We start from the raw sequence: 18,935 nt of genomic DNA on the forward strand, positions 1-18,935 counted from the left end.
TCTGCGCGCGATGGATAAGCGCTGATAGCTATCAATTTGATACTAACCACCACGCAGCCTTCAGCGTGGCATACACCCCGCAAACCCCTTGGGGCCCGCTGCCGACACCTCGGCCAGCGTGACCAACTCCACCCGGTCGTTCTGCCCCGGCATCTTGGTCAGCCGCTGGCCGTTTTGCCAGCGCCACTGCTGGCCGTCAAAGCTGTAGATGAAGGTGTGCGTGCGGTTGGAGAGCAGGTGCGCGGGCGTCAGGGGGATGGCCTGGGCGGCGGCTTCGGTGGGGGCGTGGGCCTGGGCTTCGTTGTCCTTGATGACGAGCTTGCCCACATAGGGCGTCACGGGCGATTCGGTGCGGGTGACTTCGGGCTGGACCAGGGCAGGGCTGTAGCCCGTCAGCGTCCATTCGCCAGGGCCGCTGGGGCGCACGTGGGGCTGGCGGGCGGCGAGGAACTGGGTGCATGCGCTGGCCAGCGCGGCAAACGATGTCTGGGCAGGGCCGGTGGGCTCGGGCTTGCTGCAGCCTGCCAGCAGCCCCAGGGGCAGGGCGAGCAGCAGGGCAGCGCGCACGCGTGTGCGGGTGGCAGGCCGGCGGCGGGGCCAGGCGCTGCGGCGCATGGCGGGTGTGTTGTGCAAGGACCTCATGGGCGGCATTGTGGGCCGGTGGGCGGGCTGGGGCTTGATGGATGTCAAGGGTGTGGCGGTGCGCTGTGGGTGTGCGGGCCTTGCGCTGGCGCGGGTGTGGGCTCCAGCGCGGCCGGGTCGCCCTGGTGCCAGCGGTGCAGTGCGGTGGGGTCGCTCAGGGCCGCCAGCACGGCGGCGTTCAGCTCGTGGGCGCTGGCGGGCAGGGGCTGGTCGCGGTAGGCCAGTGCTGTGCCTGCCATCAGGGCTTCGGCGTCCACCAGCAGGCGCAGGTTTTGCGGGATGGTGGCGGATTGTTCTGCGCAGTGCGGGGCCGACAACGAGTGTGCCTTGCGGCAGGCGGCGGGGCGCACGGGGTAGATGCTGCAGCGCTCATCCACGAGAAAACTGCAGGCCTGGCGTGCTGGGTTGGTAGGGTTGAGCGCGGCGGTGGTCACATGCCGGTGCAGAGCGCTGAGGGCATCGGCCAATGCCTCTGCGGGCTGGGCACGCAGGTGCTGGGCGATGTGGAAGACCTCGGGCTCGGTCGCTTCGACCCGCAGGTGGCAGCAGTGGGCGCAACCGGCCTGGCAGGCGGGCTGGGGGCCGGTGGCGCGGGCCTGCTCGGCTACGGTGTCCAGGCCCCGGTGCAGCTGCGCGATGAAAGCCACGGCGCCATCCGCACCATCGGCGCCCTGGGCCTGCCGCAGCGCCTGCGCCGCCCGCTGCCGCACGCGGGCGATGGATTGCAGGAAGGCGGAGCGCTCGTCGTCGGTCAGCATGGGCGGTTCGCGGTTGGGTGAGTCGGGAAGGTGGCTGTGCCCCGCACCTTAGCGCGTTTGCCACCACGCGGGCAGCAGGCTGCGCACCTGGGCCTGTGCAAAGCGCTCGTCCATCAGGTGCACCACGCCCTCGTCGCTGGGCGTGCGGATCACACGGCCAGCGGCCTGCACCACCTTTTGCAGACCGGGGTAGAGGTAGGTGTAGTCATAGCCCGCGCCAAACAGCGCCTGCATGCGCTCGCGGATCTGCTCGTTGACGGGGTTGACCTGCGGCAGGCCGAGCGTGGCAACGAACGCGCCAATCAGCCGCTGGCCCGGCAGGTCGATGCCCTCGGCAAACGCGCCGCCCAGCACGGCAAAGGCAATGCCCTGGCTGGTGTCGGTTAAGCGGGCCAGAAACTCGCGCTGCTCGCCTTCGAGCATGCGGCGCGACTGGCACCAGTGCGGCACATCGGGGTGCTGCTGCGCAAACAGTGCAGCGGCCTGCTGCAGATAGTCGTAGCTGCTGAAGAACGCCAGATAGTTGCCGGGCCGCGCACGGAACTGCTGCGCCATCAGCGCCGCAATCGGCGCCAGCGATGCCGCGCGGTGCGGGTAGCGCGTGGAGATGTGGCGCGCCACCTGCACCTGCAGCTGGTGTGCGGCAAAGGGCGACTCCACATCCACCCACACATGGTCCTCAGGCAGGCCCAGCAGGTCGGCGTAGTAGCGCGCGGGCTGCAGCGTGGCCGAAAACAAGGTGCTGGTGTGCGCAGCTGTGAGGCGGGGTTGCAAGAAGGGCGCGGGCACCACGTTGCGGATGCAGACCACGGAATCGCCGGGCTTAGAGGCTCGCTGGTGGTGGGCTGCAGAAGCCTGGGTGATGTCCACCATCGAATGCGCATCGAGCAGGTCGGCCATGCGCTGCAGGTGCAGGGCGTCGAAGTAGAACGCCTGCAGCGCGCTGTCTGGTTCTGTGGGGTGGTCGGTGAAGTGCTCGGTGAGCGTGGTGGTGCACTGCTGCAGTGTGGCCAGCAGCTTGTCGGGGAAGGTTTCGAGCACCGTGTACGGGGCCGGGTGCACCTTGTCCAGCGCCACCCAGGCGCGGCGTACCTTGTCCAACGCCTTCTTCACCGGCGCATGCTGCGCGGCGGTGGGGCTGCTGCGGGCCTGGGCCAGGGCGGCGGGGTGCAACTCGGCGGTGAACATCTTGCGGCCGCGCTCCACCAGGTTGTGGGCTTCGTCCACCAGCAGCGCCGTGCGCCACTGGTTGGCCTGGGCCAGGCCGTGCAGCAGGCCACCCAGGTCAAAGTAGTAGTTGTAGTCGCCCACCACCACATCGGCCCAGCGGGCCAGTTCCTGGCTCAGGTAGTAGGGGCAGACCTCGTGCTGCAGGGCCACCTCACGCACGCGGGCTTGTAGCAAAGCGGGGACGTTTTTCCCTTCCATGGTGGTGGCCACCGCCGCTGCGCGTGCGGCGGGCAGCCGGTCGTAGAAGCCCCGGGCCAGCGGGCAGGATTCACCGTGGCAGGCCTTGTCGGGGTGCTCACAGGCCTTGTCGCGCGCCACCAGCTCCAGCACGCGCAAGGGCAGCGCCGGTGCGCTGTTGGCCAGGCGCGCCAGCGCATCCAGCGCCATCTGCCGCCCCGAGGTTTTGGCGGCCAGAAAGAACACCTTGTCGATGCGCTGGGCCGGTGCGGCCTTGAGCAATGGAAACAGCGTGCCCATGGTCTTGCCAATGCCCGTGGGCGCCTGGGCCAGCAGGCAGCGGCCCGCCACTGCCGCCTTGTACACGGCTTCGGCCAGCGGGCGCTGGCCGGTGCGAAAGTCGCCAAAGGGAAACGCCAAGGTGGCCAGTGCCGCATCGCGTGCCGCGCGGTGGGCCACCTGCTGTTCGGCCCATGCAATGAAGCGCTGGCACTGCGCCTCGAAGTGCTGGCGCAGGTCGTCGGCGCTGCAGTGTTCGGTGAACACCGTCTCTTGTTGCGTGCCCACGTCCAGATGCACCAGCGCCACGTCGATGTGCGCTAGCTGCTCTTGCTCGCACAGCAGCCAGCCATACACCTTGGCCTGCGCCCAGTGCAGGTGGCGGTGCGATGCGGGTTGGCGGTCCAGCCGCCCTTTGAAGGTCTTGACCTCGTCGATGCGCTGCTGCGCGGGGTCGTAGCCATCGGCCCGGCCGCGCACGCGCAGGCTTTGGTAACCGCCGCTCAGTGCCACCTCGGCGCGATAGCCTGCACCCCGGCGCGCTGCCGCCACTGCATGGCCTGCCATACCTTCCAGCGCGGTGGGCGCAGGCGTGAAGCGCAGGTCCAGGTCGCCCTGCTTGGCGGTGAACTCGCACAGCTCGCGCACCGCCACGGTATAGGTCATGGCGGGGTGGTCGGGGTGTCGGTGGCGGGAGGAGCAGGCTCGCCCAAATGGGTCTGAGCCATGTCGTCATCGCTGCGCAGCGGCGTGGCCTTGCACAGCGCCATCCACACAGAAAAAGGCAGGGTGCAACGGTTGTGCCGCGCGGGGCGCAGCAGCTCAAAGCGCCCGTCCTCCACGCTGCCGTGCAATACCCAGATGCCAAAGTGCTCGGGGATCTCTTCGGGCTCGGCAATGCCCGCCGGGAAGACGTAGTAGCACTCCTCACACAGCCACTGATACGCCTGCCGCTTGGCATCGTGCCGCAGGTCCGACAGCAGGTCGGCGCGGCTCGCCTTCACCTCGTGCACCATGGGCTGCAGGTAGGCGGGTACCGAGGTGTTGCGCACCGAGAACAGATCGGGCCGGGCCATGCGCCACACATTGGCGGCGGCGCGGGCAGCGGGGGCGTGGTCATCGTCGGCCCACAGCGGTGCCATGGCGGGCGCGGTGTTGGCGGGTGCATCGGCCGTGGCCGCAGGTGGCACCACATCCCCCATCGGCACGGTGTCGATCACCGCGCGCAGTGACAGTTCGGTCCATACGATGCGCCCCGAAGCCAGCAACTGCGCCGCAAACTTCTGCCCCAGCCGGTCGTGCAGGCTCAGCGCCCGCACGCCACGCTGGCGGGCCTGCGCCAGGGTGCGGATGCCTTCGTCGGTGAGGCGCAGGGTTTCACAACCATCGGCCGCAATGTGCAGACTGATGAGGCCCGCAGCCAGCAGGTCAATCTCCAGCCCATCCTTGCACGGCCACCCCGCCGAGCGCCAGACCTGCATCAGACGCGTGCGGTGAAAGCGGGTGATCGGGGTGGAGGGCGGGGAGTCCGAATTGGGGGAGGGCAGCGCCGTCATGGCGGGGTGGGTGGGCTGGCGTGGCACTGATTTTAATCACAGTGTCTGGCGGACTGCTTTTTGGATGTAGGAAGGAGTGTGGTATAGAAATTTGGGTCGAATTTGCCTCTTCCGCCCTATGGATAAGCGCCAGCAGCTATTGAAATGTGAGCATTCTCGCCATGACATTTCGAGGGGGAAGAAATGAGTCCCTCGGGGCTTGAATGAGGATGCGTTGGCCCTGCACGATGCAAAAATCGGAAGTGGTTGTCATGTGGCTGCCCATGAAGCGGGCAAATTGGACGCGGCTGCGAGAGGCTGCAACTCATTGAATATGGTCCTCCTCGACGTAACTGGCCTCAACAGCTCCTGAGCGCTGCGATCGCATTCAATCCAGGCTGATTGGATACTCACCAGTCACAGTCAAGCCTGATACGCCTTCTCCCAGCAGGCAGTCAGGGCTGCGAAAATGACGGGCATGTCCTGCTCGAACTGATTCTGGGTTATTACCGCACCGAGGGCTCTGGCGAGCTTTGTCTTGTTCGTCAAATTTGCATACTGGGCGCGCACTACAGCTGGGTAGTAGTCCTCCAACCCAGTCGTCGGAAGCGTATGCGCCCGGTTGTTGTCCCGGATGTCGGCGTTTTGGTCAAGGAATGTCGTGAGCCTTGCCTGCTTGTCTCCTCCTGTTGGAGCGTCGAACAGCAGGACCGCACACCGACGATAGACGGGCGAGTCCTTTAGCGGTGCGTAGCACTTCATCAAAGCTGCAAGGTACTGGGCTTGGCGCTCGTCGTCCCCATTTGCCGCCACAACATGGATTTTGGGCTTGTCGAGGTAAAACCTAGCGCAAACCGCTTCGATGAACAGGACTTCGCTCGGACCTTCAACGACCAAAAAATTCGCGGGTAGCAAAAGGTCCGTCGGGTTCCCGCCGAGCAGTTCGTAGACTGTTCGAACCCGTTCCTTCTTTGTCATGGGCGTCACAGAAGTTGCTCTGTCCTCCTTCTCAACGACGAACTCTGCTTGCCCAGCGTGCGTATCCGAAAGGAAGACGGACGAGTGAGTTGTAATGAAGACTTGGTCCACATCTTCAGTCAAGCTCGCCAGTGCGATCTTGAGCTGGCGCTGCGCCGCCGGATGTAGGTGAAGTTCGGCCTCATCAATGAAGAAGATGAACGCCTTTCCAAGAGCTTCATGACGACGCGCGTCAGCATGCGCCTTAATGATCGCGAGCATCAGCGCTCGCTGCATTCCATCGCCCTTCTCCTCTGCGAGCGTGGGCACACCATCGTCTACAGTCGTCGAGTAGCTTTTCAAGAAGTCCTCGAAAGGAGGGATCTCGACGTTGAACTCAACGGCAGCGCAATCGGGAAACTGCATTCGCAAATGGCCGGCGACACGCTCACTGGTCTGCTGAAGCAGCTTTCGCACATTTGAATCTGGTGACTCAAAGAGGTCTTCAAATTTTTGCTTGAACTCGACGTATCTGGGGTCCTGCTCTAGCGCTTCCGAAACAACGCTGCTTAGCATCTGACCAATGGGTGTAGTGGCTTTGAATGCTGACACCTCCTTGAGGTTCTTGTCGGTTAAGACGAACTCAAAGCGAGGAATGCAGTTGTTAAAAGCGCTATCCACGCCAACTGGCTGCTTTTGCCACTTTCCTTCCTTGGCGTTGTATACATAGCGAGCCTTGGCGTCAGAACTGGTGCGACGAACACTGAAGACATCGTCTTCACCCACGATGTTTCTCAGCTTCTGCTGGTTCTCCTTGTTCGAGATTTGTTCAAGGCCGGCTTGAACATTTGAGAACGCAATCTCGACGACGATTTCCTCGTCCTCAGTCGCTCCCGCGTGCAGAAGTTCAGCAAGATCGCCTTTTCCGGAATAGAACCATTCGATAGCCTCGAACAGGTTCGATTTGCCGTGGTTGTTTCGGCCCACAAGAATGTTGAATCCGCCTGGCTCGAACATCACATCTCGCAGCGAGCGAAAGTTTTTGATAGTCAGCTTGGATATTTTCATACTTCCTCCCTTTCGGTGACTATATCCAGGCCACTTGGAAGCAGAGCAAATATGCAGGTGGAGGTCTGCTAACAGACTATCGCAGCGTAATGCCGCTGAACCAGCCAACGAGGCTCCCCCCTCACCACTCCGCAAAACTCCCATCCCGATGCCGCCACACCGGATTCCTCCACCGGTGTCCCTCCTGCGCCCGCTCGCGCACATAGTCCTCATTCACCTCAATCCCCAACCCCGGCCCGGTGGGGATGGCGACCATCCCGTCCTGGTACGCAAACACCCCGGGGTTGGACACATAGTCCATCAGGTCGTTGGCCTGGTTGTAGTGGATGCCCAGGCTTTGCTCCTGGATGAAGGCGTTGTAGCAAACCGCGTCCAGCTGCAGGTTGGCGGCCAGGGCAATGGGGCCCAGCGGGCAGTGCAGGGCCAGGGCCACGTCGTAGGCCTCGGCCATGCTGGCGATCTTGCGGGTCTCGGTGATGCCGCCTGCGTGCGACGGGTCGGGCTGGATGATGTCCGCATAGCCCCCTTGCAGCACGCGCTTGAAGTCCCAGCGCGAGTACAGGCGCTCGCCCAGGGCGACGGGGGTGGATGAGATGCGGGCGATCTCCTTCAGCGCCTCTTCGTGTTCGCTCAGCACGGGCTCTTCGATGAACATGAGCTTGTAGGGCTCCAGCTCCTTGACCAGCACCTTGGCCATGGGCCGGTGCACGCGGCCGTGAAAGTCCACGCCAATCCCCACATTCGGCCCTACGGCCTCGCGCACGGCGGCCACGTTCTGCAGGCAGCGCTCCACCTTGTCGTAGCTGTCCACGTACTGCACCTCTTCGGTGCCGTTCATCTTCACGGCCGTGAAGCCGCGCGCCACGGCGGCCTGGGCAGCTGCGGCCGTTTCGCTGGGGCGGTCTCCGCCGATCCAGCTGTAGACCTTGATATGGCTGCGCACATTGCCACCCAGAAGCTCGGACACGGGTACGCCCAGCGCCTTGCCCTTGATGTCCCACAGCGCCTGGTCGATGCCCGCCAGTGCGCTCATGTGCACGCCGCCGCCCCGGTAGAAGCCGCCCCGGTACAGCACGGTCCAATGGTCTTCGATGTGGCGCGGGTCTTTGCCAATGAGGTAGTCGGCCAGTTCATCGACGGCAGCGGCCACGGTGTGCGCGCGGCCTTCCAGCACAGGCTCGCCCCAGCCGGTGATTCCTTCGTCGGTTTCGATTTTGAGGAAGCACCAGCGCGGCGGGACGATGAACGTGGTGAGTCGGGTGATCTTCATGGGGATGGGCAGTCGGTTCAGAAATGCTGGGTTGTCTGGAACGAGTAGGGGGGCGGTTCAGGCCGTGGCGGGCGCTGTGCCAAACGACGCCTGCCATGCCCGCGCAAACGCTGCAGCTTTGTGCGCCACCTCGGGGGGCTGGTCGCCGGGGCGGTACAGGGCCGAGCCCAGGCCAAAGCCGCTGGCGCCAGCGGCGGCATAGGGCGCGATGCTCTCGGGCACGATGCCGCCCACGGGCACCAGTGCCATGGGCGGCGTGATGACGGCGCGCCAGGCCTTGAGCACATGGGGCGGCAGCGCCTCGGCAGGGAACAGCTTGAGCATGTTGGCGCCCGCTGCCAGCGCGGCATAGGCCTCGGTCAGCGTGGCAACGCCGGGCGCGCAGGCCATGCCGGCGGCGCGGGCAGCGCGGATCACATCGGGGTCGCTGTGGGGCATGACGATGATCTGCCCACCGGCTGCGGCCACATCGGCCACGGCATCGATGGAGAGCACCGTGCCTGCACCCACGAGGCAGTCGGCGGGCAGCGCATCGCGCAGCGCGCGGATGCTGGCCAGCGGCTCGGGGGAGTTCAGCGGCACTTCGATGATGCGAAACCCCGCGTCGTATAGCGCGTGGCCGATGGCGACCACCTCGTGCGGCTGCACGCCGCGCAGGATGGCGATGAGCCCGCAGCGCTGCAGGATGTGGAACAGGGCTTTGTCGATGGGGTTCATGCAGCCAGGCTCCCGGCGGTGAAGGGGTGTGAGGAGGAGGCGGGCGCTGGCGCAACGACCAGCCCTGCCGCCAGCGCGATCTGCCACAGCCCGTTGGCCGTGGCTTGCATGGCGATGGTGGGGGCGGCAAAGCCACAGGTCTGCAGCGCGACGGCGTAGCGGCGGCACAGGTCGGGCTCGCCGCACAGCACCAGCGTTTGTGGTGTTGTTGGGGCTTGATCCTGCACGCGGCTCAGGCTCGCCACCTCGTGCCCGATCAGCAGGCCGGAGAGGTAGTCCGCTTGCGCGGTAGGCGCCAGCGCGCCGGTCAGCCCCAGCGTGCGGGTGCTGAAGATGTGGGACAGCAGGCCCAGTGCGGTGTCGCTGCCCCGCGCCACCTCCAGCCCGCGCGCAAAGGCGTCGTCGTCGGGGGCCGCTGCAGCCTGCATGGTCTTGCCCAGAATGGTGTGGCCGCGCAGCGCGGCAAACACCTCGCCGGTCATGAATGTGTGGAACTGTTCGATGTGGCCTTGGCGTGCCAGCACCCATTTGCTGTGGGTGCCGGGCAGGCCGATGAGCACGGGCGCATCTGCAGGCAGCGCAAGGCCCGCCAGCACGCCCAGCACCTGGGTTTCTTCGCCGCGCATCACGTTGGGCAGCGCGCCCTGCTGCAACAGGCCCGGCACGATGTGCAGCGGCGGGCCGTCGCGCCGCTCCACCAGTGTCAGGCCCCGCGCCAGTGCATCGAGCGAGGTGGGCGTGGGCAGGTACTTGGCCTCGCGCCAGCCCTGGGCGCTGCCCACCATGCCGCAGGCCAGCAGGGGCAGGCCGGGTGTGGCGGCCAGCCAGTCGCCGCAGGTGTTTTGCAGTGCGCGTTCAAACGCTGCGCCGGGCTCGCCGTCTGCCGCGCTCGCGGTGGCGGGGGGCAGGTTCATGATGCCCCAGGGGCGGTGCCGCGTCTCCAGCACCTCGCCATGCGCGCCCATGCGGAAGGCGCGCAATGCGCTGGTGCCCCAGTCCAGGGCAATCAGACCCGCCTCGGCGGGCACCAGAAAACGTGCAGGCGCCATGGGTGTTCTGCTTAACGTGCCCAGCGCAGCACCAGCGGGTCAAGCCGCCGCGCGATGTCGATCAGGCCGCGCCGCACTTCGGGGTGCATGGCCGGGAAGGGATGGCGGCCTGCCTCGCAGGCGATCACGCCGCCTTCCTTCATCAACGCCTTGGCCGTGAGGATGCCGCCCTGGCGGTTCTCGTGGTTGATGAGGGGCAACCAGCGCTGGTAGAGCGCAAACGCCTGGTCCATGTCACCCTGGCGGTGCGCCTCGATGATGGGGCGAATGCCGTCGGGGAAGGCGCCGCCCGTCATCGCGCCTGTGGCTCCGGCATCCAGGTCGGCCAGCAGGGTGATGGCTTCTTCGCCGTCCCAGGGGCCCTCGATGGCGTCACCGCCCAGACGGATCAGCTCGCGCAGCTTGCTGGCCGCGCCCGGCACCTCGATCTTGAAGTAGGCCAGGTTCTCGATCTCCTGCGCCATGCGCGCGAGGAAGGGGGCCGACAGCACGGTGCCGCTGGCGGGCGCGTCCTGCACCATGATCGGGATGCGGATCGCATCGGACGCACGGGCATAGAACTCGTAGATCTGCGCCTCGGGCACGCGGAAGGTGGCGCCGTGGTAGGGCGGCATGATCATCACCATGGCCGCGCCCATGTCCTGTGCGGCGCGGCTGCGCTCCGCGCACACGCGGGTGCCGTAGTGGGTGGTGGTGACGATGACGGGCACACGGCCCGCCACGTGCTCCAGCGATGTGCGGGTGAGGACTTCGCGCTCGGCATCCGACAGCGAGAACTGCTCGGAGAAGTTGGCCAGGATGCAGACGCCGTCCACCCCAGCGTCGATCATGAAGTCGAGGCAGCGCTTCTGGCTGTCTAGGTCGAGTGTGCCGTCTTCGTGGAATGTGGTGGGCACGACGGGGAAGATGCCACGGTAGCGAGGGTTCTGGAGGGTGTGGATGGCTGGCATGGCGGGTGCGGGTAAGAATTTGAATGAAATTGGTATCTAGCGATTTCCTGATAAGCGCTAGCAGCTATCGAATGTGTAGCGGTTGACTGCGGTGAGTGCCTCAGGGGGCCACATCAATGCGAGTGGCGGGGCACAGCGGCGCCCCGGCAGCCGACCAGAAAGTCAAAGTCACAGCCATCGTCCGCCTGCAGCACGTGGTCCACGTACAGGCGCTGGTAGCCGCCGCGTCCGCCGTTGTCGGTGCCCGCCAAGGCAGCCAGGCGCGCGGCCAGTTCCTCGTCGCTGATATCCAGGTGCAACCGGCCGTTCTCGCAGTCCAGCTCGATGAAGTCGCCATCGCGCACCGCAGCCAGGGGGCCGAGTGCAGCAGCCTCGGGCGCTACGTGCAGCACCACCGTGCCGTAGGCCGTGCCGCTCATGCGCGCGTCGGAGATGCGCACCATGTCCTTCACGCCCTGACGCAGCAGCTTGGGTGGCAGACCCATGTTGCCCACCTCGGCCATGCCGGGGTAGCCCTTGGGGCCGCAGTTCTTGAGCACCATCACGCAGCTGGCGTCGATGTCCAGGTTTTCATCGACGATGCGCTCCTTGTAGTGCTCCAGGTTCTCGAACACCACCGCACGGCCCCGGTGCTTGAGCAGCTCGGGCGATGCGGCCGAGGGCTTGAGCACCGCGCCACGCGGCGCCAGGTTGCCGCGCAGAATGCAGATGCCGCCGTCGGCAATCAGCGGGTTGTTGATGGGGCGGATGACTTCGTCGTTGTACTGCGGTGCTTCGCGCACGTTGTCCCACAGGCTCTTGCCGTTGACGGTGAGCGCGTTGGGGTGGGGCAGCAGGCCGTTCTCGCCCAGGCGGCGCAGCACGGCGGGCAGGCCGCCCGCGTAGTAGAACTCTTCCATCAGGAAGCGGCCCGAGGGCTGCAGGTCCACCAGCGTGGGCGTGCCACGGCCAATGCGCGTCCAGTCCTCCAGGTCCAGCTGCACGCCGATGCGGCCTGCGATGGCCTTCAGGTGGATGACCGCATTGGTCGATCCGCCGATGGCGGCGTTGGTGCGGATAGCGTTCTCGAACGCTTCGCGGGTCAGGATCTTGGAGAGCGTGAGCCCTTCGTGCGCCATCTCCACAATGCGCTTGCCAGACATATGGGCCAGCACATAGCGGCGCGAGTCCACGGCCGGTATGGCCGCGTTGTGCGGCAGCGAGGTGCCCAGCGACTCGGCCATGCAGGCCATGGTGCTGGCCGTGCCCATGGTGTTGCAGGTGCCGGCGGAGCGGGACATGCCCGCCTCGGCCGCAAAGAACTGGTGCTCGTTGATCTCGCCCGCCTTCAGCGATTCGTGCAGGCGCCATACGGCGGTGCCCGAGCCGATGTCCTTGCCGTCGAGCTTGCCGTTGAGCATGGGCCCGCCCGTGACCACGATGGCAGGCACGTCGCAGCTGGCTGCGCCCATCAGAAGCGCGGGTGTGGTCTTGTCGCAGCCCACCAGCAGCACCACGGCGTCGATGGGGTTGCCGCGAATGGCCTCTTCCACATCCATGCTGGCCAGGTTGCGGGTGAGCATGGCTGTGGGGCGCAGGTTGGACTCGCCGTTGGAGAACACCGGAAACTCGACCGGGAAGCCGCCTGCCTCATAGATGCCACGCTTCACGTGTTCGGCAATCTTGCGGAAGTGCGCGTTGCAGGGGGTCAGCTCGGACCAGGTGTTGCAGATGCCGATCACGGGGCGGCCGTCGAACGCGTGGTCGGGGATGCCCTGGTTCTTCATCCAGCTGCGGTACATGAAGCCGTTTTTGTCGGCGGTGCCGAACCATTCGGCGGAGCGGAGTTTGCGCTTGGGGGTGGTCATGGTGGGGTGCGAGAGAAAGGGGAGAAATGAAGGGTCAACGGGCCTTGCCCGAGCGGCGCGAGAGCAGCCGCTGCAGCAGACAGAAAGCAAAGAGCAGCACACCGACGACGATGCGTGTCCACCAGGAGCTGAGCGTGCCGTCGAATGAAATCAGGGTTTGGATGATTCCGAGCATGAGCACGCCAAACAGCGTGCCCGCCACATAGCCCACGCCGCCCGTGAGCAGGGTGCCGCCAATGACCACGGCGGCAATGGCGTCCAGCTCCATGCCCACGGCATGCAGGCCATAGCCCGACAGCATGTAGAACGTGAACACCACGCCCGCCAGCGCTGAGCAAAAGCCCGACAGCGTGTAGACGCCAATGAGCGTACGGCGCACCGGCAGGCCCATGAGCACAGCCGAGTGCTCGCTGCCGCCCACCGCATACACGCTGCGGCCAAACGGCGTGCAGTGCGCCACAAAAAGGGCCACCAGCAGCACGCCAATGGCGATGAGCGCGCCCAGCGATAGGGATGCGCCTTCCCACAGCGGCAAGCGCCACTGGGCCAGCTCGGAGTAGCCTTCGTGTGTGATGCTGATGGAATCGATGCTGATCAGGTAGCACAGCCCCCGCGCCAGGAACATGCCTGCCAGCGTGACGATGAAGGGCTGCAGCCGAAAGCGCTCGATGAGGAAACCCATGAACGCGCCAAATGCCGTGCCCATCAGCAGCACCAGCGGGATCGCGACTATGGGATTCCAGCCCCGGTGCTCGACCAGCGCGGCCAGCACCATGGTGGTCAGTGCCACCACCGAGCCCACCGAAAGGTCGATGCCGCCCGACAGGATCACGAACGTCATGCCCACCGCCACGATGATGAGGAAGGCGTTGTCGATCAGCAGGTTGAGGAACACCTGGGCCGAGAAGAACCCGGTGTACAGCACCGAACCCAGCGTGGCCATGGCCACGAACAGCGAGATGGTGGCTGCCAGCGGCAGGTATTTGGGGTTGAACCGTGCGCGCTCGGCGGTGGCCTGTGGGGCAGGGGGGCTCATGGTGCTGAAGCCTGCGGTGTTGGCGTTGTTGGGTACGGCGCTCATTGCAAGGCTCCCGCGCCAGGGCGGCGTGCCAAGGCTCCCACTTGCGCCCGGAACTCGGGCGACTGCAGCAGCATCACGATGAACACCACCACGGCCTTCACGACGAGGTTGATCTCGGGCGGCACGCCCAGCGAGTAGATGGCGTAGGTCAGCGTCTGAATGATGAGCGCGCCAATCACGCTGCCCACCAGGCTGAAGCGGCCGCCTGTGAGGGCGGTGCCACCCAGCGTGACGGCCAGGATGGCGTCCAGCTCCAGCAGCTGCCCGGCGTTGTTGCCGTCTGCACTCTTCACGTTGGAGCTGATCAGCAGCCCCGCAATGCCCGCGCACACGCCGCAGAACACATAGGCCGCCACGATAAGCCGCCCCGCCTGCACGCCCGCCACCCGCGCCGCCGTGGGGTTGATGCCCACCGCCTGGATGAACAGGCCCAGCGCCGTACGCGTGATGGCGAGGTACAGCACCACGAAGACTGCGGCCACTACGAACACAGAGAACGGCAGCCCTGCCAGGTACCCACCGCCCATGAAGAAGTAGGGCGTGTAGTAGATGGTGATGATCTGCCCGTCAGTGATCAGCTGGGCAATGCCCCGGCCCGCCACCATGAGGATCAGCGTGGCAATGATGGGCTGCATGCCCACCTTGGCAACCAGCACGCCATTCCACAGCCCGCACAGCAGCGCCACGCCAATGGCGCCCAGAATGGCGACTGGGAGCGGAAACCGGCTTTCGGTGCCTGACACCGAGCCGCCGATCAGCCACGCGGCCACGGCCGCTGCAATGGCCACCGTCGCACCCACCGAGATATCGATGCCACGTGTGGCGATCACCAGCGTCATGCCCAGCGACACCAGCACCAGCGGTGCGGCGCGGTTCAGTATGTCGATGAGGCTGCCGTACAGGTGCCCGTCGCGCCATTCGATGCGCAGAAAACTGGCGTTGAAGGCCGTATTGATGGCCAGCAGGAGCAGCAGCGTGATGATGGGCCACGCCAAGCGGTGGCGCAGCAGCGCGGCCAAAAGGGAAGGAGAGGGGGAACGTTCAAGCATGTTCTGCGGCGATGAGTTCGTAGACGGCGTCTTCGCTGCTGCCCGCAGGCAGCTCACCCACCTTGCGGCGGTCGCGGAGCACCACAATGCGGTGCGCCACGCGCACCACCTCGCTCATTTCGGAAGAGATGAACAGCACGGCCATACCGGCCTGCGCCAGGCGCAGGATCTGGTCCATGATTTCCTGCTTGGCGGCCACGTCGATGCCGCGCGTGGGTTCGTCCAGGATGAGCAGCCGCGGCTCGATGGCCATCCAGCGCGCGAGGATCGCCTTTTGCTGGTTGCCGCCCGAGAGCAGGCCGATGGGCTTGTCCACCGTCTCGGTCTTGATACCCAGCAGCTTCACATAGCGCTCGGCCAGCGCCGTTTGCTCGGCGCGCGAGAGGAATTGGCCCACGCCCATGCGGGCCTGCAGTGCCAGCGCAATGTTCTCGCGCACAGACAGTTCGGCCACGATGCCGTCGGTCTTGCGCTCTTCGGGGCACAGGGCCAGGCCATGGCGGATCGCATCCATGGGGTTGGCGAACTTCACCACCTGCCCGTCGATGCGCAGTGCGCCCCGGTCGGGCTGCTCCAGGCCAAACAGCAGGCGCGCCAGCTCGGTGCGGCCCGAGCCCAGCAAGCCCGCCAGGCCCACCACCTCGCCCGCGCGGATCTGCAGGTCCAGCGGCTGCAGTTGCGTGTCCTGCCCCAGGCCCTCGGTTTGCAGCAGCGTGGCCTGGCGGCTGTCCACGGCGGGCGCTGGTGCGGGTTGCTCCGATGCAGCGGCCAGGTCGCGCCCCAGCATGGCCGCGATCAGTGCCTGCGGACCCAGGTCCTTTGCCAGCCACTCGCCCACCCAGCTGCCGTTGCGCAGCACGGTGATGCGGTCGGACACGGCATACACCTGGTTCAAAAAGTGCGTCACAAAGACGATGGACAGGCCCTCGCTGCGCAGGCGCCGCAGCACCTCAAAGAGCTTTTGCACCTCGTCGTCGTCCAGGCTGGAGGTGGGCTCATCCAGAATCAGCACGCGTGATTCGATGCTGAGTGCGCGCGCAATCGCCACCAGCTGCTGCACGGCCACGGGGTAGTCCGACAGCAGGCGCGTCACGTCGATCTGCAGACCGATGCGCGCCACCAGATCGCGGGCGCGCTGGTGCAGCGTGGCCCAGTCAATGCGAAAGCCCTGCGCAATGCCGCAGCGCGGGTAGCGGCCCGCAAAGATGTTCTCGGCCACCGAGAGGTTGGGGCAAAGGTTGACCTCCTGGTACACCGTGCTGATGCCCAGGCGCTGCGCGGCCAATGGCGAGTCCGGCCACACCGCTTCTCCGCCCAGCCGCATCTGCCCGCCGCTGGCCTCCAGCACGCCCGTCAGCACCTTGATCAGCGTGGACTTGCCCGCACCGTTCTGCCCCATCAGCGCATGGATCTCGCCAGGGTAGAGGTTGAGCTGCACATCGCGCAGCACGGTGATACCCGCAAACTGCTTGTGGATGCCCGAGAGCTGCAGCACCGGGGCTGCAGCAGGGGCGTGAGCGGTGGATGCGTCCATGGCAGCCGTCATGCCTTGTTCTTGTTGTAAACGTCCACGAGCACGGCGGCCAGCAGCACCACGCCCTTGATGACCTGCTGGTAGTCGATGCCGATGCCTAGGATGGACATGCCGTTGTTCATCACGCCCATCACAAAGGCGCCAATGACCGCGCCCATCACCTTGCCCACGCCGCCCGAGGCCGATGCGCCGCCGATGAAGCACGCTGCAATCACATCCAGCTCAAAGCCCAGCCCGGCCTTGGGCGTGGCGGTGTTGAGGCGCGCCGCAAACACCAGCCCGGCCAGGGCCGCCAGCACGCCCATGTTGATGAAGGCGTAGAGCGTAAGCCGCTCGGTCTTGATGCCCGAAAGTTTGGCCGCCTTCTCATTGCCGCCCATGGCGTAGATGCGGCGGCCAATGGTGGTGCGGCTGGTGACAAAGTCGAACAGCACGATCAGCAGCGCCATCACGATGAGCACGTTGGGCAGGCCCTTGTACGAGGCCAGCAGGTAGCTGAAGTACACCAGCAGCCCGCCAAACACCACCGTGCGTGCGATGAACAGGCCTGCAGGTTCTGTCTGCACGCCATGGCGCAGGCGGTTGGCGCGCTGGCGCAGGCCACCCACGGCCAGGGCTGCAGCCACCGCAGCGCCCAGCAGCAGCGAGGTCAGGCGCAGCCCCTCCACGCTGAACAGGTCGGGGATAAAGCCCGAGCTGAGCATCTGGAACGCCGAAGGGAACGGCCCCACCGACTGCCCCGCCAGCAGCGCCAGCGCCAAGCCCTTGAACACCAGCATGCCCGCCAGCGTGACGATGAACGAGGGAATGCGCGAGAAGGCCACAAACCCGCCTTGAATGGCGCCGATGAGGCCGCCACACAGCAGGCACACCAGCGTCGCGGGCACAAAGTGCCAGTTGTATTCGACCATCAGCACCGCGGCCAGCGCGCCGATGAAGCCACACACCGAGCCCACCGACAGGTCGATGTGCCCGGCCACGATGACCAGCAGCATGCCCAGCGCCATGATGACGATGTAGCTGTTCTGCAGCACCAGGTTGGTCAGGTTCAAGGGCTGCATCAGCGTGCCCTCGGTCATGTACTGGAAGAAGCCCATGATGGCCACCAGCGTGATCAACATGCCGTATTCGCGCAGGTTGTGCTGCAGGTGCTGCAGCAGCGATTTGTCGTGCCGCGCCGTTGCTGTCGGGTTTCCGTCTGCCAGCGTGCTGGCGGGGGGATGGGTGGTCTGGCTCATATCAACTGGCTTTCACGATGGCTCGCATGATTCGTTCTTGGGATGCTTCGGCGGTGGGCATCTCGGCCACAAAGCGGCCTTCGTTCATCACATAGATGCGGTCCGTGATGCCCAGCAGCTCGGGCATTTCGGAGGAGATCACGATCACGCATTTGCCCTCCGCCGCCAGCTGGGCGATGAGGGTGTAGATCTCGTACTTGGCGCCCACGTCGATGCCGCGCGTGGGCTCGTCGAGGATGAGCACTTCGGGGCTGGTGAACAGCCATTTGCTCAGCACCACTTTTTGCTGGTTGCCGCCCGAGAGGTTCAGCGTCTTCTGGTCCACGCCCGAGCAGCGGATGCGCAGCTTCTCGCGGTAGTCCTGTGCCACGCGGTGTTCCTGACCGCTGTCGATCACGCTGGCGAACGACACGCCCGACAGGTTGGCCAGCGAGGTGTTGAACTGGATGTCTTCGTTCAGCACCAGGCCATTGCCCTTGCGGTCTTCGGTCACATAGGCCAGGCCGTGGCGCACGGCCTTTTCCACCGTGCTCACGTCGATGGGCTGGCCGTGCAGCCGCACTTCGCCGCTGATGCGCTGGCCCCACGAGCGGCCGAAGATGCTCATGGCCAGCTCGGTGCGGCCTGCGCCCATCAGGCCCGCAATGCCCACAATCTCGCCGCGCCGCACATTCAGGTCGATGCCCTTGAGGTGCTCGCGGTCGCTGCGCTGCGGGTGGTGGGCGCGCCAGTTGCGCACCTCAAAAACAATGTCGCCCACTTGCGGCTGGCGCTGGGGGTAGCGGTCGCTCATCTCGCGCCCCACCATGGCCTGGATCACGCGGTCTTCGCTCACCGGGCCCTCGCGGCAGTCCAGCATCTGCACGGTGCTGCCATCGCGCAGCACGGTGATGGCATCCGCCACGCGGGAGATTTCGTTGAGCTTGTGCGAGATCAGGATGCAGGTGATGCCCTGGGCCTTCAGCTCCAGCAGCAGGTCCAGCAGGGCCTGGCTGTCGTTCTCGTTGAGGCTGGCGGTGGGCTCATCCAGGATCAGCAGGCGCACCTTGCGCGACAGCGCCTTGGCAATTTCCACCAGCTGCTGCTTGCCCACGCCCAGCTGGCCCACTGGCGTATCGGGCGACTCGTTCAGGCCGACCTTGTGCAGCAGCGCCTGTGCGCGGCTGTGTGCGGCCATCCAGTCGATGACGCCGTGCCGCGCGGTTTCGTTGCCCAGGAAGATGTTCTCGGCAATCGACAGCAGCGGCACCAGCGCCAGCTCCTGGTGAATGATGATGATGCCCAGGTGCTCGCTGTCGCGGATGCCGGCAAACTCGCGCTCCTGCCCGTCGAACAGGATCTGGCCGCTGTAGCTGCCATGGGGGTACACACCCGACAGCACCTTCATCAGCGTGGATTTGCCCGCCCCGTTTTCGCCGACGATGGCATGGATCTCCCCGGCCTGCACCTGCAGGTTGACCTGGTTCAGCGCCACCACGCCGGGGAAGGTTTTGCGGATGTTCCGCATTTCAAGAAGCATGGTCTCTCAGTCTGTTGGCGGGGCCTTGGGGCCCA

15 protein-coding genes are annotated in these 18,935 nt (G+C 65.7%); all 15 read right to left on the bottom strand.

What is annotated here, in order from left to right; translation table 11 throughout:
• Window positions 1-60: 60 nt before the first annotated feature.
• The 15 genes from CBY09_RS15755 to mmsA all read right to left on the bottom strand — a co-directional run bounded on the left by CBY09_RS15755 (window position 61) and on the right by mmsA (window position 18,900).
• Entirely contained in the window at window positions 61-642 is a 582-nt protein-coding gene (locus CBY09_RS15755; RefSeq protein WP_240515748.1) for a hypothetical protein, read from the bottom strand.
• Window positions 643-686: 44 nt separating this feature from the next.
• On the bottom strand, window positions 687-1,400 hold the full coding sequence (locus CBY09_RS15760; RefSeq protein WP_094290541.1) for a YkgJ family cysteine cluster protein: 714 nt from the start codon (window positions 1,398-1,400) through the stop codon (window positions 687-689).
• A 48-nt stretch (window positions 1,401-1,448) separates the two neighbouring features.
• The gene (locus CBY09_RS15765) at window positions 1,449-3,752 is read right to left on the bottom strand and encodes an ATP-dependent DNA helicase (protein WP_094290542.1); all 2,304 of its coding nucleotides are present in this window, start codon (window positions 3,750-3,752) and stop codon (window positions 1,449-1,451) included.
• Complete coding sequence (locus CBY09_RS15770; RefSeq protein WP_094290543.1) at window positions 3,749-4,642, bottom strand: hypothetical protein; 894 nt, start codon at window positions 4,640-4,642, stop codon at window positions 3,749-3,751. The genes CBY09_RS15765 and CBY09_RS15770 overlap by 4 nt, the downstream gene beginning before the upstream one ends.
• A gap of 402 nt (window positions 4,643-5,044) precedes the next feature.
• Window positions 5,045-6,646: an ATP-dependent nuclease gene (locus CBY09_RS15775; RefSeq protein ID WP_165773926.1), complete on the bottom strand. Its 1,602-nt coding sequence runs from the start codon at window positions 6,644-6,646 to the stop codon at window positions 5,045-5,047.
• Window positions 6,647-6,767: 121 nt separating this feature from the next.
• A complete protein-coding gene (gene dgoD / locus CBY09_RS15780) occupies window positions 6,768-7,916 on the bottom strand; it encodes a galactonate dehydratase (protein WP_094290545.1) in 1,149 nt (382 codons plus the stop codon).
• Between the two features lie 57 nt (window positions 7,917-7,973).
• The gene (locus CBY09_RS15785) at window positions 7,974-8,633 is read right to left on the bottom strand and encodes a 2-dehydro-3-deoxy-6-phosphogalactonate aldolase (RefSeq protein WP_094290546.1); all 660 of its coding nucleotides are present in this window, start codon (window positions 8,631-8,633) and stop codon (window positions 7,974-7,976) included.
• Window positions 8,630-9,682: a 2-dehydro-3-deoxygalactonokinase gene (locus CBY09_RS15790; RefSeq protein WP_094290547.1), complete on the bottom strand. Its 1,053-nt coding sequence runs from the start codon at window positions 9,680-9,682 to the stop codon at window positions 8,630-8,632. Before CBY09_RS15790 ends, CBY09_RS15785 begins: the two co-directional genes overlap by 4 nt.
• 11 nt (window positions 9,683-9,693) lie before the next feature.
• Complete coding sequence (locus CBY09_RS15795) at window positions 9,694-10,632, bottom strand: dihydrodipicolinate synthase family protein (protein ID WP_094290548.1); 939 nt, start codon at window positions 10,630-10,632, stop codon at window positions 9,694-9,696.
• Window positions 10,633-10,745: 113 nt separating this feature from the next.
• Window positions 10,746-12,479, bottom strand: a complete 1,734-nt coding sequence (locus CBY09_RS15800) for an IlvD/Edd family dehydratase (RefSeq protein ID WP_094290549.1) — start codon at window positions 12,477-12,479, stop codon at window positions 10,746-10,748.
• 34 nt (window positions 12,480-12,513) lie between these two features.
• A complete protein-coding gene (yjfF, locus tag CBY09_RS15805; protein WP_240515756.1) occupies window positions 12,514-13,515 on the bottom strand; it encodes a galactofuranose ABC transporter, permease protein YjfF in 1,002 nt (333 codons plus the stop codon).
• A 41-nt stretch (window positions 13,516-13,556) separates the two neighbouring features.
• Window positions 13,557-14,609, bottom strand: a complete 1,053-nt coding sequence (locus CBY09_RS15810; protein ID WP_094290551.1) for an ABC transporter permease — start codon at window positions 14,607-14,609, stop codon at window positions 13,557-13,559.
• Complete coding sequence (locus CBY09_RS15815; RefSeq protein ID WP_240515749.1) at window positions 14,602-16,155, bottom strand: sugar ABC transporter ATP-binding protein; 1,554 nt, start codon at window positions 16,153-16,155, stop codon at window positions 14,602-14,604. The genes CBY09_RS15810 and CBY09_RS15815 overlap by 8 nt, the downstream gene beginning before the upstream one ends.
• Complete coding sequence (gene mmsB / locus CBY09_RS15820) at window positions 16,152-17,381, bottom strand: multiple monosaccharide ABC transporter permease (protein WP_094290552.1); 1,230 nt, start codon at window positions 17,379-17,381, stop codon at window positions 16,152-16,154. Before mmsB ends, CBY09_RS15815 begins: the two co-directional genes overlap by 4 nt.
• A gap of 1 nt (window position 17,382) precedes the next feature.
• Window positions 17,383-18,900, bottom strand: coding sequence for a multiple monosaccharide ABC transporter ATP-binding protein (gene mmsA / locus CBY09_RS15825; RefSeq protein ID WP_094290553.1), 1,518 nt, complete (start codon window positions 18,898-18,900; stop codon window positions 17,383-17,385).
• Between the last annotated feature and the right edge of the window lie 35 nt (window positions 18,901-18,935).

This window comes from Acidovorax kalamii (assembly GCF_002245625.1).
GTDB lineage: Bacteria > Pseudomonadota > Gammaproteobacteria > Burkholderiales > Burkholderiaceae_C > Acidovorax > Acidovorax kalamii.